We start from the raw sequence: 18837 nt of genomic DNA on the forward strand, positions 1-18837 counted from the left end.
GTAAAATAACAAGCCTTTTCGCTGTGGCGAAGAGGCTTTCTTTTCTTTTCAATATGTGTCACACCATGTACAATAGAAGTTAGAGAAAGATTGGAAGAGAGGGATCGTGAAAGTGTCAGAAAATATTTCAGTATTAGTAGTAGACGATGAGGATCGTATTCGCCGATTATTAAAAATGTACCTAGAGCGAGAAGGATACCTTGTTGACGAGGCAGAAAATGGTGAACAAGCGATCGAAAAATCTTTAGAAAAAGAGTATCACTGTATTTTACTTGATATTATGATGCCTGAAAAAGACGGGCTAGAAGTGTGTGCGGAAATTCGAGAACGCGCAGCAACGCCGATTATTTTATTAACTGCAAAGGGCGAGGAAGCGAATCGTGTACAAGGCTTTGAGCTTGGCGCAGATGACTATATTGTAAAGCCATTTAGTCCTCGTGAGGTTGTGTTACGTGTGAAGGCTATTTTACGTCGTTCACAGGCTTTCTCACCAACGACAAATGCCTCTTCTTCAAAAGATTTAGTAGTGTTCCAGCATTTAATGATCGATCATGATGCACACCGTGTAACGGCAGAGGGCATTGAGGTTAATTTAACACCGAAAGAGTATGAATTATTATACTTCTTAGCAAAATCGCCAGACAAAGTATTTGACCGTGAACAATTACTAAAAGAGGTTTGGCATTATGACTTCTTTGGTGATTTACGTACAGTTGACACACACGTAAAACGTTTACGTGAAAAGCTCAACCGAGTTTCTGAAAACGCTGCTAAAATGATTGTGACGGTTTGGGGCGTTGGATACAAATTTGAGGTTGTCAATGAATAGAATATGGAATAGTGTTGTCGGGAAGCTATGGGTAACCATATTGCTTCTCGTTTCATTTGTATTATTTGTTTTCACGGTATTGATGCTTGAATTTCTTCAAAACTATCATATGCAGCAAGCCGAAATATCTTTACGGCAAACAGCTGCAACAGTAGCAAGTATAGTGGATGACAATGAAACAGCGGAATCTACTTCGGAATTATTAAAAGATATCTTACCTACAGGAACCAATGCATTAATTGCAATCAATCATGTTGAAGTATCCTTTGCCATGCAGGAGGGTGTCAACAAAAAAGAAATACAAGAGACCATTTTAGCCAATAAATCGTTTCGAGAAGTATTTCAATCAGATGAACCTATTACGAAAGAAATGATGATGCCTTCTTCGACAGATCAAGAAAAAATGGAATCTTATGTCGTGCTAGGTTTCCCATTAAATGTTGAAAATGCAGTACACGGAGCTGTCTTCATCTATCAAAGCCCAGATGCACTACATAAAACATCTAAGGAAACAACGAAAATTGTTTTTTTGGCGGCTTTCATTGCATTCGTGTTGACGACATTCTTCGCGTTTTTCCTTTCCTCACGTATTACGTCACCACTTAGAAAAATGCGAGAGTTGGCTTTTGAAATTGCGAAGGGTAATTTTGAAGCGAAAATGCCAACAACTCAAAATGATGAAATTGGTCAACTTGCTGTTGCCTTCAATCAAATGGGCCGTCAATTAAAGCATAACTTAGAGGTCATCAATCAAGAAAATGAACAACTTTCAAATATTTTGACATCTATGACAGATGCAGTTATTACATTTAACCGTGACCTTACAATATTATTAAGTAATCCACCAGCTGAACGACTTATGCAAAAATGGTTCGTCAATAAAGGCTCACAAAGTGCTAAACCTATTCCTCCAGAGCTGTATCATATGCTTGATCATGTGCTAATGTTTGAGGATAAACTAGAAGAGGAAATTGAAATGGATGGTAACTACTATACATTTACTATTAGCCCTCTTTATAGTGGTGACATGATACGTGGCGCTGTGGCTGTTATTCGTGATATGACTGAGCAACATCGCTTAGAAAAACTACGATCCGATTTTATCGCCAATGTCTCTCATGAGCTACGGACACCAATTGCCATGCTGCAAGGATATTCTGAAGCATTAATGGATGATGATTTTATTCAGGATCAGGAAGAACGTAATGAGATTACTAAAATCATTTATGATGAATCGAAGCGGATGGGGCGTCTTGTAACAGATTTATTAGATTTAGCACGCATGGAATCGGGACATATGACGCTGTATAAAGATGAATTACCGATTAATTCTACATTCGAACGTATTACTCAAAAATTTGCACAGGTTGCAAAGGAAAAACACGTTCGTCTATTGTTTGAAAGTGAATTTAATGACGATGCCATGATTAATATCGATGAGGATCGTATTGAACAAGTGCTCACAAATCTAGTAGATAATGCACTTAGACATACGGATGAAGGAGCAGTCACTGTAAAAGTTGAGCAGGAACCAACATTCGCTAAAATATCTGTTCAAGATACAGGGCACGGCATTCCTCATGACGACTTACCTTATGTCTTTGAACGTTTTTATAAAGCAGATAAGGCACGTACCCGTTCAAAAGGTGGTACGGGTCTCGGCTTAGCCATTGCGAGAAATATTGTGAAGGCACACTCAGGTAATATTATGGTAGACAGTGTGCTGAAAGAAGGTACGACCTTCACGTTTTATTTACCGTTCGATTAATAACATGTATTGCTATTAATTGGCTGTAACTTTCACGAATGTAAGACGACAAATATTATAGAACGGGGGTGGAGTGCTTTGAATGACTCCGTGTTCCATCGACTATACGATGCATATCACCAAGACGTGTTCCAGTTTTTAATATATTTAGTAAAAAACCGTACATTGGCTGAAGATTTAGCACATGAAGTTTATGTACGAGTATTGCGCTCATATGATCAATTTGCAGGTAATAGTAGTGAGAAAACATGGCTTTTTGCTATTGCCAAAAATGTAGCGATTGATCATTTTAGAAAGCAGGCTGTACGCCAGAAGCATTCACTTGATTTCTTTGACTGGGAAACGGAACAGCTCCATTCAACCACACCATCACCGGAAGATATGCTACAGGCCAGTGATGAATTTATGCAAGTAGCGTCAGCACTGGAAAACTGTACAGGCGACCAAAAAATGGTCATTATTATGCGCTATTTTCAGGATTTATCGATTGCAGAAACTGCTCAAATATTAGATTGGACAGAAGCTAAGGTAAAAACGACCCAGCATCGAGCCATAAAATTTTTAAGGCAACAGCTACAGCCGATTAGAGAACAGGAGGCGAAACGGCAATGACGCATAAGCCATTTGATGATGAGCAGCTTGAACATGTATTGAACAATGCCCCTAAGCTTTCTGACCACCGTTCAAAAGAGGACATATTAAATCGGTTAATGGCAGATGCTCGCTTGCAGGATAACAGTTACCTTCAAGAAGCGATACAACAACCAAAAGAGGATGAACAAAAGCAAAGCAATTCCTCCATCCAAGAAGAACGAACAACACGATCTAAGCTTCGTAAAATGCCAATTTTTATGAGCATTGCAGCAGTTTTTGCGTTAACGATACTTGTAGGCTCAATGGTCATGAATAATGATGTTGGACATAAAGATCAAGCTAGTACTGCCGATACGGCTACCTATTCTACTTTACAGGAAGATCTTTCTCCAAAGGAGGCTGCTACGCAAGACGAAGCACTCCAATCTCCTATCGTAGCAGAGCATGAGCGCATGTTATCTTTACGGTCATCTGTCTATGAGGAAGATGTGAAAGATGCTGTCGTTTTCCGTATTGGCTTAGCAGGGCGAGATGCGGAAAGTGTACCAATGACGTATGTGATACCAAATGAGCGAGTAGCAACGGATTTTGGAACAGAAAAACCTTCTACTTTACAGATGTATGAAAAATACGCGCCTCAAATAGATGAGAAAGCTAAAGGATTTACTGATTACCATCCTTACAAAGGTGAGCTGAAGGAGAAGGACGATAAGCTTGTCCATGTGCTACCAAAGGACAATAGCTATGATGTTGCTTCTGCTACTGTCAATGAGTACAAAGGAACTTTGGAGGATACATTCTCTGATTCTGAATATACAGAAGTTGAGATTCAAAATGAAGATGGAACACCTTATGAGTTTTCTCAAGAAGGTGAGCTAAGTCCACCTATGTCATTAACGAACGCCAAGCATTATAATTATTATATATATCAAGATGGTACAGGTGCAGAATATTTATCACCAGATTTCCGTCAAACATTTGCAAATGTCACAGAGGCGCTCACACTGATGAAAAATAAAAATGATGATGTCTATGTGTCGGTTGTTCCTGAAAACGTATCATATACGGTGACAGAGGAAGCAGAGGGTGTAGTCGTTACATTTGATCTTCCGCTTGATTTAACATCAATGGAACCGATTCGTGCCACACAACTGATTGAGGCCATGATGTTAACGGCTGCTAGCTTTGATCAACAATTACGCCTAAATAATGTTGTCCAAGAAAGCTGGGAGGGCTTTGATTTAAAAATGTTTTTACCAAAGCCTGTAGGGCCAAATAAGCAATATATGCCTTAGTCAAAGAAAATAACAATAAGAAATGGAGCATTCCTGTTCGGTGAGGATGCTCCATTTTTTTTTACAATGCATACAAGTCTAATAGGTTTTTTGAGCAGAACTATTTACTTTTTGTTGATAATTCTTTATAGTAAAACTGTAGTATAAAATAATAGTGATTCATCTTCGGGGCAGGGTGAAAATCCCGACCGGCGGTAATAGAGTGCTAAACCGTTAATGTTTATTCATTAACTCGAATGGTTTAGGCAAAACTCTTTAGCCCGCGACCTGTGCAAATTTATTTGCATGGCTGACTTGGTGAAATTCCAAGGCCGACAGTTACAGTCTGGATGGGAGAAGATGGAGGTACGATCGTCATTCATTGTTATGAAATGAACTATGACCGAGCGCTTTTTTTGTATGGCTTTTAAAATAGTGCTCAAAAAATAGTTTAGATTGACGCTTATTCGTCATGCCTTTCTCCCTTGTGCTTTTTAATGCATAAGGGTTTTTTCATGCTAACAATTGAAAGATCGTCACCTTTCTTCTTGCGAGATTGAATCAGCAAAGAGGAGAGAGTTTTCTATGAAGAAAAATGTTAAACTTCAATCGTTTATTACGATTGGTATGCTGAGCAGTATTTCGTTTTTATTAATGCTTTTTAATTTCCCAATACCGCCGTTCCCAGCATTTTTGGAAGTGGACTTTAGTGATATGCCTGCATTAATAGCGGCCATCACAATGGGACCTGTAGCTGGTATTTTAGTAGAATTATTTAAAAATGTGTTGGATTGGATTTTCTCGGGTACGCCAACAGGTGTGCCAGTAGGGCATATTGCCAACTTTACAACAGGCATTTTATTTATTTTGCCAGTTAGCTTTATTTTTAATCGTTTTAAAACGACTGCTGGTCTTGTTGGAGGTTTAGCGACAGGAACAGTCGTGATGGCAGTAGGAATGAGCGTTTTGAACTATGTTGTATTTTTACCGATGTACACATATTTCCTTGGTATGGAACCTGTTGTAGGTGACTCCCTTTATAAAATGATCGTCGCTGGAATTTTACCATTTAATATTGTAAAAGGTATTTTATTAACAGCTATTATGGCGTTTTTATTTACTACAATGCGCAAATGGATCGACCGCCAGCGCTCTATGTATATAGCAAAATAATGGACCATAAACCTCGAGTAGTTAGCTCGAGGTTTTTTTGTGGGAAGAAGTGATGGGACGAATAAAATTAGAAAAAAGTAGTAGAAAATGCTCGTGCTCTAGTGCTTTATTATTATAATCTAGTCGAAGAACACATTTTCATGTAGAATAGAGGGGAGTTTAGAAAGTTTGAGGAGTTTGAAGAGATGAGTGAAAAAAAGGGACAGTGGTCTAGTAAATTAGGATTTATTTTAGCATCAGCGGGTGCTGCGATTGGACTAGGAGCAATTTGGAAGCTACCGTATGTAACGGGGCAAAGTGGTGGAGGTGCATTCTTCCTAATCTTTGTGTTATTTACGTTATTAATAGGGTTGCCAATGCTATTGTCCGAGTATGTTTTAGGGCGTGGTACACAATCGGAGGCGGTAACCGCGTATAAAAAGGTTGCTCCGACAAAAACAGGATGGGCTTGGATTGGCCGAATGGGTGTGCTAGGTTGTTTTTTATTATTAACATTTTATAGTGTTGTTGGAGGTTGGATTTTTATTTACAGCGGGCTAGGCGTCGCTGGTGCTGTGATAGATCCTGCGATTGATCCAGCTGCACTATTTGGAAAAATTATAGGTACACCTTGGATTACGCTAGTAGGTTTAGCTTTGTTTACATTAGCTAACGTACTCGTTATTTCATTAGGTGTACAAAATGGTATTGAAAAGGCGAATAAATGGATGATGCCGTTACTCTTTGTGATGTTCATTGTTCTGGTTGTGCGTGCTGTTACATTAGATGGCGCAATGGAGGGAGTGAAATTCTTCTTATGGCCTGATTTCTCAAATATTACTGGTAGGGCATTATTAGAAGCGTTAGGGCAATCATTCTTTGGATTAGCTGTAGGATTTTCTTGTCTTGTTACATATAGTTCCTATCTAAAAAAAGATGTCAGCCTTCCAAATTCAGCAGGTTCTGTTGTGCTCTTAACCGTGCTTGTATCATTTTTAGCGGGTTTAGCAATCTTCCCTGTTGTGTTTGCCTTTGATTTAGAGCCAGCCGCGGGACCGGGCTTGTTGTTCATGGTGCTGCCGACAGCTTTTAGTCAAATGCCGTTTGGAGAATTATTTTTAGCGATGTTTTTATTGCTATTTTTATTTGCTACATTAACGTCATCATTTAGTTTATATGAGATTATCGTAGCGGCATTTATGGAACATAGTCAGAAATCTCGTCCGATGTGGACGCTTTTACTTGGTGTAGTCGTATTGATTGCGGCTATTCCAGCGGCACTTTCTTCTAGTGTTTTATCGGATGTAACCATTTTTGAGAAAAGTATTTTTGATGCCACTGATTTTTTAGTGTCGAATATAATGCTGCCATTAGGAAATTTATTCATTGCTATTTTTATTGCCCACATAGTGGATAAGGAATTTGTAAGGAAAGAACTGTTAATGGGTAGTCACTTAGGGCAGGGCTATTATGCAACATATCGTATGTTAATGTTAGTCGTTGTACCGATCGTTATTCTAGTTGTGTTCATTAATATGCTATTACAATATTAAAATAAAAAAAGTGTATCCATTGTGGAAATGGATACACTTTTTTTATGCATCGAAAATCAAGATAAATATATTCTAAAAAAACTATGTTATAAAACATAACATGTCTATTGCGTGAATTTCAATTTTCATGTATTTTAAGAACAGTTATAAAAACATATGTTAACTAAATTTACATTGGAGTGGTGAAGAGTGAAACATTACACAAAAGAAGATATTATACGCCGAGTAAAGGAAGAAAATGTGAAATTTATTCGCCTACAATTTACAGATATATTAGGAACAATCAAAAATGTGGAAGTCCCTGTCAGTCAGTTAGAAAAAGCATTAGATAATAAAGTCATGTTTGATGGTTCATCCATTGAAGGTTTTGTGCGTATAGAGGAATCTGATATGTATTTAAAGCCTGACTTTGATACATTCGTGATTTTTCCTTGGACTGCTGAGAAAGGCAAGGTGGCTCGTTTCATTTGTGATATTGCCAGACCAGATGGAACGCCGTTTGAAGGAGATCCGCGCTCCAATTTGAAACGCGTTTTAAAGGAAATGGAGGAGTTAGGCTTTACTTCCTTTAATTTAGGGCCAGAGCCAGAGTTCTTCTTATTCAAACTGGATGATAAGGGGCATCCAACACTAGAGTTAAATGATAGTGGAGGCTACTTCGATTTAGCACCGACAGATTTGGGAGAGAATTGTCGTCGTGATATCGTTTTAGAGTTAGAGGGAATGGGCTTTGAAATTGAAGCCTCCCATCATGAAGTCGCACCTGGTCAGCATGAAATTGATTTTAAGTATGCTAGTGCCATTGAGGCATGTGATAACATACAAACGTTTAAGTTAGTCGTAAAAACCATTGCTGCACAGCATGGTCTCCATGCAACATTTATGCCGAAGCCATTATTCGGTGTAAACGGCTCAGGAATGCATTTTAATCTATCATTATTCGAGGGTGATAAAAATGCCTTCTATGATGAACATGCAGACTTACAATTAAGTGCAACGGCACGTAGTTTTATGGCAGGGATTATAAAGCATGTACACGGCTTTACCGCTATTACGAATCCACTTGTTAATTCCTATAAACGGCTAGTGCCTGGCTATGAGGCTCCTTGTTATGTCGCGTGGTCTGCTCAAAACCGTTCACCACTAATTCGTATTCCAGCAGCTCGTGGACTATCTACTCGAATTGAATTGCGTTCAGTTGATCCAGCTGCAAATCCATACTTAGCAATGGCTGTTATTTTAGCATCTGGACTTGATGGTATACGGAAAGATTTAACGCCACCTGCAGCAGTAGATCGTAATATTTATAAAATGACAGCAGGAGAGCGAGAGTTGAACGGAATTGATAGCTTACCTTCCTCATTAGAATATGCGTTGATTGAATTAGAGATGGATACCATTGTTCGTAATGCACTAGGCGATCATATTTATGATAAATTTACAGCCGCCAAAGAAATTGAGTGGAATAAATATCGCACACGCGTCCACAACTGGGAACGTGAGGAGTATTTAACGATGTACTAAAAAGCGTTGGAGCTGTTTTGGCCCCAACACTTTTACATTTCCTTTCTTTTCATCTATTATTAGAGAAAAGGAGTGTGGGCAATGACACAAACGACCCAGGTTGTGACCATTCAAAACAATGATATTGTGCAATTTGAACATGACATTAACCGGGCTTTAGTAGATTTAAGAAGCTTTTTAATACTTGATATCAAATACAATACGCTCTATATTGGCGAACAGACAGTCATCCATTCTGCTTTAATTATTTATCAACAAAACGATTAGCAATATGTACTTGAGATGAGTCATGTCATTAAGACGTGACTTTTTTATTGAAATAAAGATAAAAGAAAGGCACGATCTTCTGGAAAAGTTAATGACAATTGGGCCACTTCATTTTTTGATTGCCAAGCAATGTCATAAATTAATTCGTCAGGATCATGAATCATCATTTGTCCGTCAATCATAACTGTTTCAAAGTAATGAACTTCCACAGCTTCATTCTGCTTACAATAAATTTCTTTTAGAATAGCTACTATATAGCCCGTTTCTTCATAAACCTCTCGAATACAGCAAGCCTTAAAATCTTCCGCTGCTTCTTTACCACCTGATGGAACAGCCCACGTTTTTTCTTCTTCCACCGTTCCTTGTAAAACCATTAATAATTGATTGTTATCGTTCAAACAAATAGCAGCAGCACCTTGCCATTTTCCCAAGAGAAAAACCTCCATTTCATTTCTATTTATACTTAATTTACCTATTAAAGAACGTAGTTGTAAATATGTGTAGGGTGGAGGGTGAAAATAAGTAGGGAGAATCGTCGGGAAAATACTTCCCTTTTAACCTGTCCAAAGTTAGCATAAAAAGACAGGTTATACAGCAATATCTATTTTATGATGGAATCAAGGAGTGAAAGCAATGAGTTGGATTGAGTCGATTCAAAAGGCCATTAATTTTATGGAGGATCATTTATTAGAGGACATTACGATTGAACAGATTGCACAGGAGGTTAATTCATCTGTCTTTCATTTTCAACGCACGTTTGCAATTTTGACGGATATGTCCATTGCAGATTATCTGCGACGAAGAAGATTGACATTAGCTGCACAAGAATTAATAGGCACGGAACAAAAAATAATCGATCTCGCCTACAAATATGGCTATGAAACTCCTGAAGCTTTTACAAAAGCGTTTCGTAAGCAGCACCATATAACGCCTAGTGAAGCAAGAAAGAAACAAGGGCCATTACAATCATACAATCGCCTGGTCATCCAGGTAAACTTGAAGGGAGCAGAACCAATGAAGTATAAAATCGTAGAAAAAGAAAAGTTTCAAATTGTTGGAGTGAAAAGAACGTACAACTGTCAAGACGGGGAGAACACACGAGAAATTCCTCTATTTTGGCAAGAGGTAAATCAAAGTGGCTTCGACCATCAACTATACCAATTAAATAATGGTAATATCAATGGAGTACTAGGTGTTTGTGTACCAAATACAAACCAAGGACAAAAGGGTTTCATTGATTACTGGATTGCTACAGATCATGTAGGGGAAGTAGGAGAAGATCTATTAACAATGGAAGTACCTGCCTCCAAATGGGTTGTCTTTGAAGTACATGGCCCTATGCCAGATGCGATGCAAAATACGTGGAAGCAAATTTATTCAGAGTGGTTCCCGTCCAATCCATACGAACCAGCAGGAACAGCGGAACTTGAGGTTTATCCTGAAGAGGATGCCTATAGTCCTGACTCCTATTCTGAAATTTGGATTCCAATTAAATAACAAGAAAGCCAAGAATGCATGGATTGATATGCTCCCCATTAGGTAGACAGATTAAAAAAATAAAATCTGTTGATCAAATGGGGAGTTTTATCATGCCTAAAAAATCATTTTCACCAGATGTGAAAATTTTAGTACTTCAACATTTAGAGGAAGATCGTCATACTCTCGAAGAAATCTGCATGATGTTTTCTGTAAACATGACCACTCTATATGCCTGGCGTGCTCTTTATAAATATGGTGGGGTAGAAGCTTTTGCGCTCTAAGAAAAATAAGAAGTACTCAGAAGAATGGGAGCTGCGTGCTGTAGAAGATTATTTAACGAAGAACTACTCCATGTTTGACATTCTCGCCAAATATGGAATTCGCAGTTTATTAGTATTCAAAAAGTGGTTGAAAATCTATACTAGTCATAGTGAATTAAATGATTTGGGTAAAGTAATGAGCCAAGCTATGAAGAAAGGAAGAAAAATAACCGTAGAAGAACGTATTGAAATTGCAAAGGTTTGCCTAGCAAAAGGGAAAAATTATCAAGCAACGGCAGCACAATATGAGGTGTCTTACCAACAAGTGTATCAATGGGTGCGTAAATTTGAACAAGATGGTGAAGAAGCGCTTCAAGATCGACGTGGCCGCACAAAACCAGCAGAAGCGCGTACACGAGAGGATGAATTGCGCAAAAAATTCAACAGCTGGAACGTGAAAATGAGCGATTGCGTGCAGAGAATTTACTGTTCATGCCCTGCGAATAGTTCATGATTTGTTGCTTCTGTCTTGCCACTGGAGTTTTAGAAACATTTACAGAGCTTATCGTGACAAAGGAGGGCGTAACTTCCGATATTGGGGTAGTGACCTGTATCAACCACTTGTCATTCCTTATTCTTATCAAATCAATAATACTTCACAATGGAAATTATAGGGAATTATTAGGGGAGGTAATTGCCAATGATTTTGATATGAAACGTAGATATATAAATAGCTCAGTAGGAAAAAGAATACTACTTCTTGTTTGTTCTTAACAACTGAACTATTCATAGCAATTTATAAAATCTTAGTATTCTAAGTAAGGGTTACCACCAAATCATTTAAATAGTTACAGTGTAATTTTTTTATTGAATCGGTATAATAAAGTATAAATAAATAAATAAATAAATAAATAAATAAATAAATAAATAAATAAATAAATAAATAAATAAAATAAAATAAATAAAATAAAAAGTTGGCAGGAGGAAGCATAGTGTTAGATCAAATCAATGAAAAAAAGGCGCGCTTAGATGCACTTCGACCACTTCCTAAATATACATTGAAAAGTTTACGAGAAAAGTTATTACTAGAATGGACGTATAATTCTAATGCAATTGAGGGCAATACACTAACAATTAATGAAACAAAAGTTGTTCTTGAGGGAATTACAGTCGGCGGAAAAACGATGCGGGAACATTTAGAAGTAATTAATCACCGTGATGCTATATCGTATGTAGAAGAAATTGTTCAAAAAAAAGAACCTTTATCTGAGTGGCAAATTAAAAATCTTCATCGTCTTGTGTTGAAGGGGATAGATGACGAGTATGCGGGTGTTTACCGTGATCAACAAGTGTTTATTTCAGGTGCAAAGCACACACCCCCAGCTCCTCTCCTCATTCGTGAAAGGATGGACCAGCTAATGGGTTGGTATAATACCGAGGGTATTAAATTACATCCTGTTGTCAGGGGGGCTATGCTACATGCGATTTTCGTTGGTATTCATCCATTTATCGACGGTAATGGCCGTACATCAAGATTATTATTGAACCTTGAGCTGATGAAAGATGGCTATCCACCAGTAGTTATTAAAGTGGAAAATCGTCTAGCTTATTATGAAGCGTTGGATAAAGCACATACAATGCAAAATTACGATGATTTTATTCAGTTGGTAGTAGCAGAAGTAAATGATTCGTTAGATCTTTATTTAAGTGCGATGAATTAATCTCACAGGCTTTTTTTAAGCGCTTAGTAACGGAAATATCTTCTGAACTTGGATCACAAACATTGCTTGGATGATTGTGTGCTACAATCATTGAAGCAGCATTACTTAATAATGCAGATTTAAGAACCTCGCGTGGATGAACGATGCTAGAATTTAAACTATCGATATGAACAGTTTGAATGCACGTTGGCTGGTTTTTGGTATCTAAGCACATTACAATGAAATGTTCACGATCGACATCACCCTGAGACATATATATATCATAAAGAAAAAAAGATATTTAAACGGAAAAAGCCCAAAAGAGTAGGGGGGAAGGCTGGAATACCTCAAGGTGGAGTCTATTCAGGTTTAATAGCAAATATTTATATGCATGAATTTGATAAGTGGGTTATAGGGCTAAAAGAAAAATATGACCTTAAATATATACTTCAGTTTATCCTGTGTCGATTACATATAATATAATCGACCGAAGAATTTGGATACTCTTTAAACTTTAACACTTGAAAACTAGTAAAAAAATATAAAAGTTTACCTCGCAACATATTTCCATCTCCATTCAAGATTTTTAACAATAGAAATACTGTTAAATAAACGTTTATAAGAGTTAGGGCAACTTGAGGAAGGTGTTAAACTTTCAAAAAGAATCCTAACTTTTTTCGTTTTTATGGGTACATTTAATTGAATACTGACATTTATAAACCTTCTAATTCACACGATGAATAGGAGGTTTTTTATTTGGATAAGAGCAGAAAAAATGATGTTTTTTTACAGGAGAAGTGCGGCATATCAATCTTAAAGTGAGAAATGACCATTGGATACCAGTGTCTGTGCTTTTTAATTTTTGTAAAAGGTGATTGAATCGATATTCTTTTAGGGAATTAATACTGTTATAATAAAAATATGGAAACAACTTAGTGCGCTTTAACACTAAAAAGGAGGAAGTTATATGGTAATAGGAAAGTTATTCGGTACTACTTTATTGGAACATAATTTGAAAGAATTAAATGATTTAGCTATAAACGGTTTAGTTGAGAAATGGGAACAGTTTGAGTCTAATTATAATAAAAATTTTGGGAATTATTTCGAAAAATCCATAACTAATCTTAATAAAGTTAGAACAATTTTGAATGATAGAACTCAAAATTTAACTGAGATATTTCAACCAACTGCTTTAAATGAAAGGATAAGAGAAGGAAGAAAAATTTCTGAGAAAGCAATTTCATCTAGAGAATTTTTACCCTATATCAACAAAAAGAAATATGTATGGATTACTGGACATGGTGGTATTGGAAAATCCACATTATTAAAACATACTATGTTAACGATTCTTATGGATGAGAAAAAAAGTAAAAATAAAATTCCTGTATATATTGAACTAAGAAAATATAATCATGAAGAAATTAAGAGAAGAAGTATTATTAATTTTATTTATAACGAAATGAATGTAACTGGATTTGAATTAAATTTTGAAATTTTTGAATACATGTTAAAAAAAGGTAGATTTTTATTTCTATTTGATGCCTATGACGAAATTTCATCTGATAAATCTCAAATCTTCTTACAGGAATTTGAAGACTTTTTAACAAAATATGAGAAGAATGAGGTAGTAATTTCTAGTAGATTTATGCCAGAAGGACATTTGGATAATTTTATTAAATTATGTGAGTTGAGAACAAATGGCCTTACTAAAAAAGAAGCTATACAGATGATAGAAAAAACTAGATATGATGAAGAAATCAAAAAAGAATTTATAAAAAGTCTATCAGAAGGTCTATATGATGAATATGAAAGTATAGCTTCAAATCCTACATTATTGCTATTGATGCTTTCTTTATTTAGAGAAAATTCTAACTTTCCAAAGGAAAAAAGTACTTTCTTAATAAAGGCATTTGAGGAATTATTTGAGAGACATGACGGTAGAAAAATTGCTTATATCAGAGATTTTCGTAGCAAAGTTTTATCTAAGTATCAAATGATGAAGGTTTTTTCAGCTTTCTGCTTTTTAACTTATTTTGATACAAATGCTTCTCAAAATGAATTTAGTGAACAGTATATCAAAGAAAAACTTGATAGAATAATTAAAAGCTATTCATGGTTGAAAAGTTTAAGTATCAGCGGAGATGATCTTCTTTATGACTTTAGAGTATGCTTATGTATTTTATATAAAGAAGGAGAAAAGTACTATTTTGTACATAATATTTTCCAAGAATTTTTTTCAGCCTATCATGTATATAAGAGTGATGAAGAAACTCAGAAAAAGTTTTTGAAAAAATATGTTCTCACTGATATCAGTAATGAAATTCAAGGAAAACGTTCATACAATTATAGAACGATACTAACAACTTTTGACTACATATGTGAACTAGACAATTCTGAAGATCAAAGTGTAATTAAATATAATTTATTATTACCTTTATTGGAAATGAGTGAATCGGATTCTTCTTTTATCGACTATCATCACTTAGAAAAAAAAGTTTCTTATGGAATAACAAATTTTGAAGATCAAATTGTAATTAATTTTGTACCTACACCAGTGAGTTTATCAATACATCGTGCTATATTACGTCTTTATTATCTATACATTGGTGGACCTAGAGCACTTTCTTCGAAAGGTCCTGGATATATCCGAAGAAATGAAGTAATTATTTCAAAAGAAGATTATGAGAGTATTATTGCTTTACCATTGCTTAAACATATTTCTAGAAGAGATGAAGAAGGGCGAAGAAGAGATTATATAGATGCAGGTATTGAAACTGTATTTGCTAATGATATATTAAAGCGTATGTATATGGAGAGCGCTAGATATAAAAGAAATGAAAAATTAATGGGATTGTGTGAAGTTCTAAGAGAAGATAAGCGTAAGCGTAATAGTGAAGAGGAAAGCTTATTATAGTAAAATTTTGAACTACTCATGAGGATTTGAAATTCTTGGTCATATAATAAATTAATTTGAAAATTACCTGCCCCCGCAAAGTATATTTTTAATCAAAAGTAGTCAAAAATGTAGTCGAAAAAATCATTTGCCCCCGCAACCATTGATATAACAACATTCTGAGGCGGTTGGTTCGACTCCCGCAGTCTCCATACATGAAATTTAACAGTAGAAATGCTGTTAAATCAACGTTTATAAGAGTTAGGGTAACTTGATGAAGGTGTTAAACTTTCAAAAAGACTCCCTAACTTTTTTCGTTTTAAAGGTACATTTAATTGAATACTTATTTTTATGAACCTTCTAATTCACACGATGAATAGGAGGTTATTTTGTTTGGATAAAAGCAGAAAGCATGGTGTGTTTTCGATGGGAAATGCAAGTCACGTTAAACCTAAAGAAGTAATAACCATTGACGGTGTCCCCATAAAAAAGTGGGATTCTTCCTGTTTTCTTCCTAGCTACACTAGGCTCTACCTAGTCTAACACCCAAGTGATAGCAGGTTTCCCTTATGCTCTTTTCACTACTGCCTAATCCTAGGCATTTGAACAAAGCGACAATTGTATTGAAGAAAGGAATTTGAAATAATATGTCGAAATTTACATGATAAATTGAAAATAGAAATACGAGGTGATATATATGGCAAAAGTTAATATTGAAGAAATTATTGATCCCTTGAGTTCAGAAATGAGAAGGTCATTAAAAGATTCAGTAAATAGCGTTCTTCCAGGAGCGACTTTTGATGACAGAGAACTTTTTAGACGTTTTAAAAGAGAAGTACGTAGAAAGTGTAGTACATGGGAAAGAGTACCCGATCGGTATGTTGATTCTGAATAGCAATTAAATTCAACTGTATACAATTGAATATTAAAGTAGAAAAACGTTCCCAAATGCACGTTTGGAAACACATCGAAAAGCCATGAACATTGTTAAATCAACGTTTTATGGCTTCTTATGAACATTGTTTATACATCTTTTTATACAAACAGCGTAAACGTTGGTATAACAGTATTTTTACTTGTTTGTTTGTTCTTTGCTTTGCATAAAATCGTGTATATTTCATATGACAAATGTGGCTATTTCTTATTAGTAATGATTGATTCAGAGATTTCAGCTAAGTTGATGGTGTGAAAGTTCCTGAAAAAGCAAAAAAATTGAAAATAAAAAAGCCTCTGTTCATATCGTTATGATATTATCCCCTTTAGGTAGACAATGTTAAAAAAACTACAGTACGCTGTAGATAACAGTTTACTTTAAGGGGGTTTTTCTATGTCGAGAAAAAATAATACGTATTCAAATGAGTTGAAATTAGAAGTAGCACAGGCTTATTTGGCGGGAGAAGAAAGTATGCAAAAGGTTGTGGAAAAATACGAGATTCGTAATGTTTCACAAGTAAAGGTATGGTTGAGAAAATTTAAAGAAGTAGAATCGATTGAAGCGTTTAACCGTCTTCCATCTTCAGGGTCAGGGGCAAAAGGCGTAAAAAATCCGTTCAAAGGCAAACGGATTCACTTCAAGGATATAGAAGAAGAACGTGACTACTACAAGGCACAGATAGAATACTTAAAAAAGCAGTACCCAAATCTGTAAATGGAGGAATGCCCACTTATCCAGATCGTTATCAAATAATTGAAGAAATGAAAGACCGTTATCCGATTACGTGGCTTGCAGAAATGGCGAAAATCCAACGTTCCGGCTATTATAAGTGGTTGAAAAATAGCAAGGTATCGTTGCGGAAACAGGATGATATCCTTTGAAAAGAACACATTTTAACCATTCATCAAACAAATAAAATGTATGGTTATCCACGCATAAAAATCGCTTTACGTGATAAAGGATTTAAGGTGAATCACAAAAAGTGTATCGATTAATGAGCGAATTAGGCATCCAATCCATCATCCGTAAGAAACGTCGCGTGTGGAAAAATCAAGTATCACGTACATTTGACAATGTGTTAGAACGCCAATTTAAAGACCGTGCAAAGAATGAAGTATTCGTCACAGACATTACGTATTTACCGACAGAAACAGGCTTTCTATATCTGTCTGCCATTCAAGATTTAAACAACAACGAAATTGTGGCTTGGCAAGTAGGCAAATGGAATGATTTACAGCTGATGATGGACACATTAAGCGAGTTAACGACAAAAAGAAATGTGTATCGAAGTATTCTCCATTCAGATCAAGGCTTTCAATACACATCGATTAACTATCATCAAACAGTGGAACAACTCGGCATGATTGGCAGCCATTCTCGTAAAGGGAACTGTCACGATAATGCCTGTATTGAATCATTCTTCTCCCATTTTAAAAGCGAGTGTTTGTATCTACTACAGGATAATTCTGAAGTAGAGATAATCCAAGCAGTTGAGCAATATATCTACTTTTACAACTATAAACGTTTTCAAAAACGACTCAACCATCTAGCGCCGATAGAATATCGACACCAGATGGCTGCGTAGTGTTTTTTAGTGCTGTCTACTTGACAGGGGGTAAGTCCATTAGAGGCTTTTTTATTTTCTATTTATATTTCATCACGATAAATATCAATATCATATTCTGAGTTGGTGTCATAAGCAAATTTGATAAGTTTTTGGTCGAAGAAAAGGCCTGATGTTTCGGGGAAAATAAGGACAACTGCTATTTTACATTTTAAATTAAATTCTTTTTGAAAGTGATTAATGATATTTACTTTATTTGTGAAAATATCAATTAGTTCATTAATTTGTAAAGTAGGATCACTTGTCAATTGGTAATCTATTTCGTAAGTCCATGATGTGGTATAACTTTCGTGTTGTGTCTTTCCAATTGTATAAATTTCTCCTTTTGTACGTGTTTCTGTTGGTGTTATTACTATTTTTTGTGTGAATTCATCTAATGGAAAATCATCTCCAAATATACAGAAATAAGTTCTTATATTAGTAGTTGGCTTTTGCATTTTTTCCCCTTTCTATATTTCTGATTTTATGGAATATATTGAAAATAATTATAACATAAGTTAGAATATTCCAAAAGGGGGTATATTATGATAAAAAATGTCAAAAAAGTATTTTATAGTTTTTTCGCTTTTGTATTAATGTTAGCAATAATGATACCTTCAGTTAGTGCTAACACACCTAGTTCTTCAGATGAAGATTTTGCTCACCTTGAGCTAGTTAATCTTGAAGAGGTAGATGGTGAAGAGCTAAATGGCGAGGAAATAGAGGCTGCTCCATTTGCTGGCCCATCGAAACCACATTTTGAGCATTTCGGAGGTATAAGTGGCCTTACTCAAATGGGTTCTAGTCGAGCTGCTTCATTTGTTAAAGCAAATGGCTACAAGGATGCACATGATTACAAATATTCATATCTAGGTAAAAATACTTCTATAAGCAAGTACAATATTTACTATGTTAAAGGCTCAGGACAAGTGTACATACTTGATTCAAGTAACCGAGGTGTTAAAACGTACGAATTTCTTGCTCCTTGATAAAGTAAAAAAGTAAAT

Annotated in this window: 21 protein-coding genes, 1 pseudogene and 1 riboswitch; of the genes and pseudogenes, 19 read left to right on the forward strand and 3 right to left on the reverse strand. The window is 35.7% G+C overall.

Annotation, left to right across the window (positions count from 1 at the left end; genetic code table 11):
• Nucleotides 1-112: 112 nt before the first annotated feature.
• The 8 genes from MKY46_RS06285 to MKY46_RS06320 all read left to right on the forward strand — a co-directional run bounded on the left by MKY46_RS06285 (nucleotide 113) and on the right by MKY46_RS06320 (nucleotide 8961).
• A complete protein-coding gene (locus MKY46_RS06285; protein WP_004232215.1) occupies nucleotides 113-829 on the forward strand; it encodes a response regulator transcription factor in 717 nt (238 codons plus the stop codon).
• Nucleotides 822-2597 (forward strand): ATP-binding protein, encoded by a 1776-nt coding sequence (locus MKY46_RS06290; RefSeq protein WP_058843275.1) that lies wholly within the window; start codon nucleotides 822-824, stop codon nucleotides 2595-2597. Before MKY46_RS06285 ends, MKY46_RS06290 begins: the two co-directional genes overlap by 8 nt.
• A gap of 78 nt (nucleotides 2598-2675) precedes the next feature.
• Nucleotides 2676-3209: an RNA polymerase sigma factor SigX gene (gene sigX, locus MKY46_RS06295; protein ID WP_036127894.1), complete on the forward strand. Its 534-nt coding sequence runs from the start codon at nucleotides 2676-2678 to the stop codon at nucleotides 3207-3209.
• A complete protein-coding gene (locus MKY46_RS06300; protein WP_340833829.1) occupies nucleotides 3206-4486 on the forward strand; it encodes an RNA polymerase subunit sigma in 1281 nt (426 codons plus the stop codon). The genes sigX and MKY46_RS06300 overlap by 4 nt, the downstream gene beginning before the upstream one ends.
• A 157-nt stretch (nucleotides 4487-4643) precedes the next feature.
• A riboswitch (FMN riboswitch) is annotated at nucleotides 4644-4831 on the forward strand.
• Between the two features lie 219 nt (nucleotides 4832-5050).
• A complete protein-coding gene (locus tag MKY46_RS06305) occupies nucleotides 5051-5638 on the forward strand; it encodes an ECF transporter S component (protein ID WP_058843277.1) in 588 nt (195 codons plus the stop codon).
• A gap of 185 nt (nucleotides 5639-5823) precedes the next feature.
• The gene (locus MKY46_RS06310; RefSeq protein ID WP_340833830.1) at nucleotides 5824-7170 is read left to right on the forward strand and encodes a sodium-dependent transporter; all 1347 of its coding nucleotides are present in this window, start codon (nucleotides 5824-5826) and stop codon (nucleotides 7168-7170) included.
• A 189-nt stretch (nucleotides 7171-7359) separates the two neighbouring features.
• Entirely contained in the window at nucleotides 7360-8694 is a 1335-nt protein-coding gene (gene glnA / locus MKY46_RS06315) for a type I glutamate--ammonia ligase (RefSeq protein ID WP_141903558.1), read from the forward strand.
• An 81-nt stretch (nucleotides 8695-8775) separates the two neighbouring features.
• Entirely contained in the window at nucleotides 8776-8961 is a 186-nt protein-coding gene (locus MKY46_RS06320; RefSeq protein ID WP_036127831.1) for a sporulation protein Cse60, read from the forward strand.
• Between the two features lie 44 nt (nucleotides 8962-9005).
• Here the strand turns inward: MKY46_RS06320 and MKY46_RS06325 are convergent, their stop codons facing one another.
• Nucleotides 9006-9392, reverse strand: coding sequence for an NUDIX hydrolase (locus MKY46_RS06325; RefSeq protein WP_230593962.1), 387 nt, complete (start codon nucleotides 9390-9392; stop codon nucleotides 9006-9008).
• Between the two features lie 202 nt (nucleotides 9393-9594).
• Here MKY46_RS06325 and MKY46_RS06330 point away from each other — a divergent pair, with 202 nt between their 5' ends.
• The 4 genes from MKY46_RS06330 (at nucleotide 9595) to MKY46_RS06345 (ending at nucleotide 12421) form a co-directional block, all read left to right on the forward strand.
• On the forward strand, nucleotides 9595-10458 hold the full coding sequence (locus tag MKY46_RS06330) for an AraC family transcriptional regulator (RefSeq protein WP_058843279.1): 864 nt from the start codon (nucleotides 9595-9597) through the stop codon (nucleotides 10456-10458).
• A 92-nt stretch (nucleotides 10459-10550) separates the two neighbouring features.
• Nucleotides 10551-10721, forward strand: a complete 171-nt coding sequence (locus tag MKY46_RS06335) for a transposase (protein WP_186436105.1) — start codon at nucleotides 10551-10553, stop codon at nucleotides 10719-10721.
• Nucleotides 10711-11214, forward strand: coding sequence for a helix-turn-helix domain containing protein (locus tag MKY46_RS06340; protein WP_340833831.1), 504 nt, complete (start codon nucleotides 10711-10713; stop codon nucleotides 11212-11214). Before MKY46_RS06335 ends, MKY46_RS06340 begins: the two co-directional genes overlap by 11 nt.
• A gap of 478 nt (nucleotides 11215-11692) precedes the next feature.
• Nucleotides 11693-12421 carry a Fic family protein gene (locus MKY46_RS06345; RefSeq protein WP_340833832.1) on the forward strand — a complete coding sequence of 243 codons (729 nt, stop codon included), beginning with the start codon at nucleotides 11693-11695 and terminating at the stop codon, nucleotides 12419-12421.
• Here MKY46_RS06345 and MKY46_RS06350 read toward each other — a convergent pair.
• Nucleotides 12357-12662: pseudogene (locus MKY46_RS06350) on the reverse strand (JAB domain-containing protein); the annotation flags it as partial. The gene MKY46_RS06345 and the pseudogene MKY46_RS06350 sit on opposite strands and share 65 nt — an antisense overlap.
• Before the next feature lie 705 nt (nucleotides 12663-13367).
• On the opposite strand from MKY46_RS06350, the gene MKY46_RS06355 reads away from it, so the two are divergent.
• The 6 genes from MKY46_RS06355 (at nucleotide 13368) to MKY46_RS06375 (ending at nucleotide 17812) form a co-directional block, all read left to right on the forward strand.
• On the forward strand, nucleotides 13368-15314 hold the full coding sequence (locus MKY46_RS06355; protein ID WP_340833833.1) for an NACHT domain-containing protein: 1947 nt from the start codon (nucleotides 13368-13370) through the stop codon (nucleotides 15312-15314).
• A 676-nt stretch (nucleotides 15315-15990) separates the two neighbouring features.
• Nucleotides 15991-16188, forward strand: a complete 198-nt coding sequence (locus MKY46_RS06360) for a hypothetical protein (RefSeq protein WP_340833834.1) — start codon at nucleotides 15991-15993, stop codon at nucleotides 16186-16188.
• Nucleotides 16189-16620: 432 nt separating this feature from the next.
• Nucleotides 16621-16941: a helix-turn-helix domain-containing protein gene (locus MKY46_RS06365; RefSeq protein ID WP_145991326.1), complete on the forward strand. Its 321-nt coding sequence runs from the start codon at nucleotides 16621-16623 to the stop codon at nucleotides 16939-16941.
• An 8-nt stretch (nucleotides 16942-16949) separates the two neighbouring features.
• Nucleotides 16950-17108, forward strand: coding sequence for a hypothetical protein (locus tag MKY46_RS06370; protein ID WP_155273184.1), 159 nt, complete (start codon nucleotides 16950-16952; stop codon nucleotides 17106-17108).
• Between the two features lie 36 nt (nucleotides 17109-17144).
• Nucleotides 17145-17222: a hypothetical protein gene (locus MKY46_RS23785; RefSeq protein WP_145991332.1), complete on the forward strand. Its 78-nt coding sequence runs from the start codon at nucleotides 17145-17147 to the stop codon at nucleotides 17220-17222.
• On the forward strand, nucleotides 17210-17812 hold the full coding sequence (locus MKY46_RS06375; RefSeq protein WP_340833836.1) for an IS3 family transposase: 603 nt from the start codon (nucleotides 17210-17212) through the stop codon (nucleotides 17810-17812). The genes MKY46_RS23785 and MKY46_RS06375 overlap by 13 nt, the downstream gene beginning before the upstream one ends.
• Before the next feature lie 62 nt (nucleotides 17813-17874).
• On the opposite strand, the gene MKY46_RS06380 is transcribed toward MKY46_RS06375, so the two are convergent.
• A complete protein-coding gene (locus MKY46_RS06380; protein WP_069481681.1) occupies nucleotides 17875-18288 on the reverse strand; it encodes a DUF4279 domain-containing protein in 414 nt (137 codons plus the stop codon).
• Between the two features lie 87 nt (nucleotides 18289-18375).
• Here MKY46_RS06380 and MKY46_RS06385 point away from each other — a divergent pair, with 87 nt between their 5' ends.
• Nucleotides 18376-18819 carry a hypothetical protein gene (locus MKY46_RS06385; RefSeq protein ID WP_340833839.1) on the forward strand — a complete coding sequence of 148 codons (444 nt, stop codon included), beginning with the start codon at nucleotides 18376-18378 and terminating at the stop codon, nucleotides 18817-18819.
• Nucleotides 18820-18837 lie beyond the last annotated feature (18 nt).

Origin of the sequence: Lysinibacillus sp. FSL M8-0355, from assembly GCF_038008985.1 — a bacterium.
Classification (GTDB): Bacteria; Bacillota; Bacilli; order Bacillales_A; family Planococcaceae; genus Lysinibacillus; species Lysinibacillus fusiformis_D.

Bases quoted from the DNA above. Each gene is read 5' to 3' on its own strand.
- MKY46_RS06320 (WP_036127831.1), top strand. From the start codon at position 8,776: ATGACACAAACGACCCAGGTTGTGACCATTCAAAACAATGATATTGTG.
- MKY46_RS06355 (WP_340833833.1), top strand. From the start codon at position 13,368: ATGGTAATAGGAAAGTTATTCGGTACTACTTTATTGGAACATAATTTG.
- MKY46_RS06380 (WP_069481681.1), bottom strand. From the start codon at position 18,288: ATGCAAAAGCCAACTACTAATATAAGAACTTATTTCTGTATATTTGGA.
- MKY46_RS06370 (WP_155273184.1), top strand. From the start codon at position 16,950: ATGCCCACTTATCCAGATCGTTATCAAATAATTGAAGAAATGAAAGAC.
- MKY46_RS06330 (WP_058843279.1), top strand. From the start codon at position 9,595: ATGAGTTGGATTGAGTCGATTCAAAAGGCCATTAATTTTATGGAGGAT.
- MKY46_RS06385 (WP_340833839.1), top strand. From the start codon at position 18,376: ATGATAAAAAATGTCAAAAAAGTATTTTATAGTTTTTTCGCTTTTGTA.
- MKY46_RS06310 (WP_340833830.1), top strand. From the start codon at position 5,824: ATGAGTGAAAAAAAGGGACAGTGGTCTAGTAAATTAGGATTTATTTTA.
- MKY46_RS06300 (WP_340833829.1), top strand. From the start codon at position 3,206: ATGACGCATAAGCCATTTGATGATGAGCAGCTTGAACATGTATTGAAC.
- MKY46_RS06360 (WP_340833834.1), top strand. From the start codon at position 15,991: ATGGCAAAAGTTAATATTGAAGAAATTATTGATCCCTTGAGTTCAGAA.
- MKY46_RS06290 (WP_058843275.1), top strand. From the start codon at position 822: ATGAATAGAATATGGAATAGTGTTGTCGGGAAGCTATGGGTAACCATA.
- MKY46_RS06335 (WP_186436105.1), top strand. From the start codon at position 10,551: ATGCCTAAAAAATCATTTTCACCAGATGTGAAAATTTTAGTACTTCAA.
- MKY46_RS23785 (WP_145991332.1), top strand. From the start codon at position 17,145: ATGTATGGTTATCCACGCATAAAAATCGCTTTACGTGATAAAGGATTT.
- MKY46_RS06305 (WP_058843277.1), top strand. From the start codon at position 5,051: ATGAAGAAAAATGTTAAACTTCAATCGTTTATTACGATTGGTATGCTG.
- MKY46_RS06365 (WP_145991326.1), top strand. From the start codon at position 16,621: ATGTCGAGAAAAAATAATACGTATTCAAATGAGTTGAAATTAGAAGTA.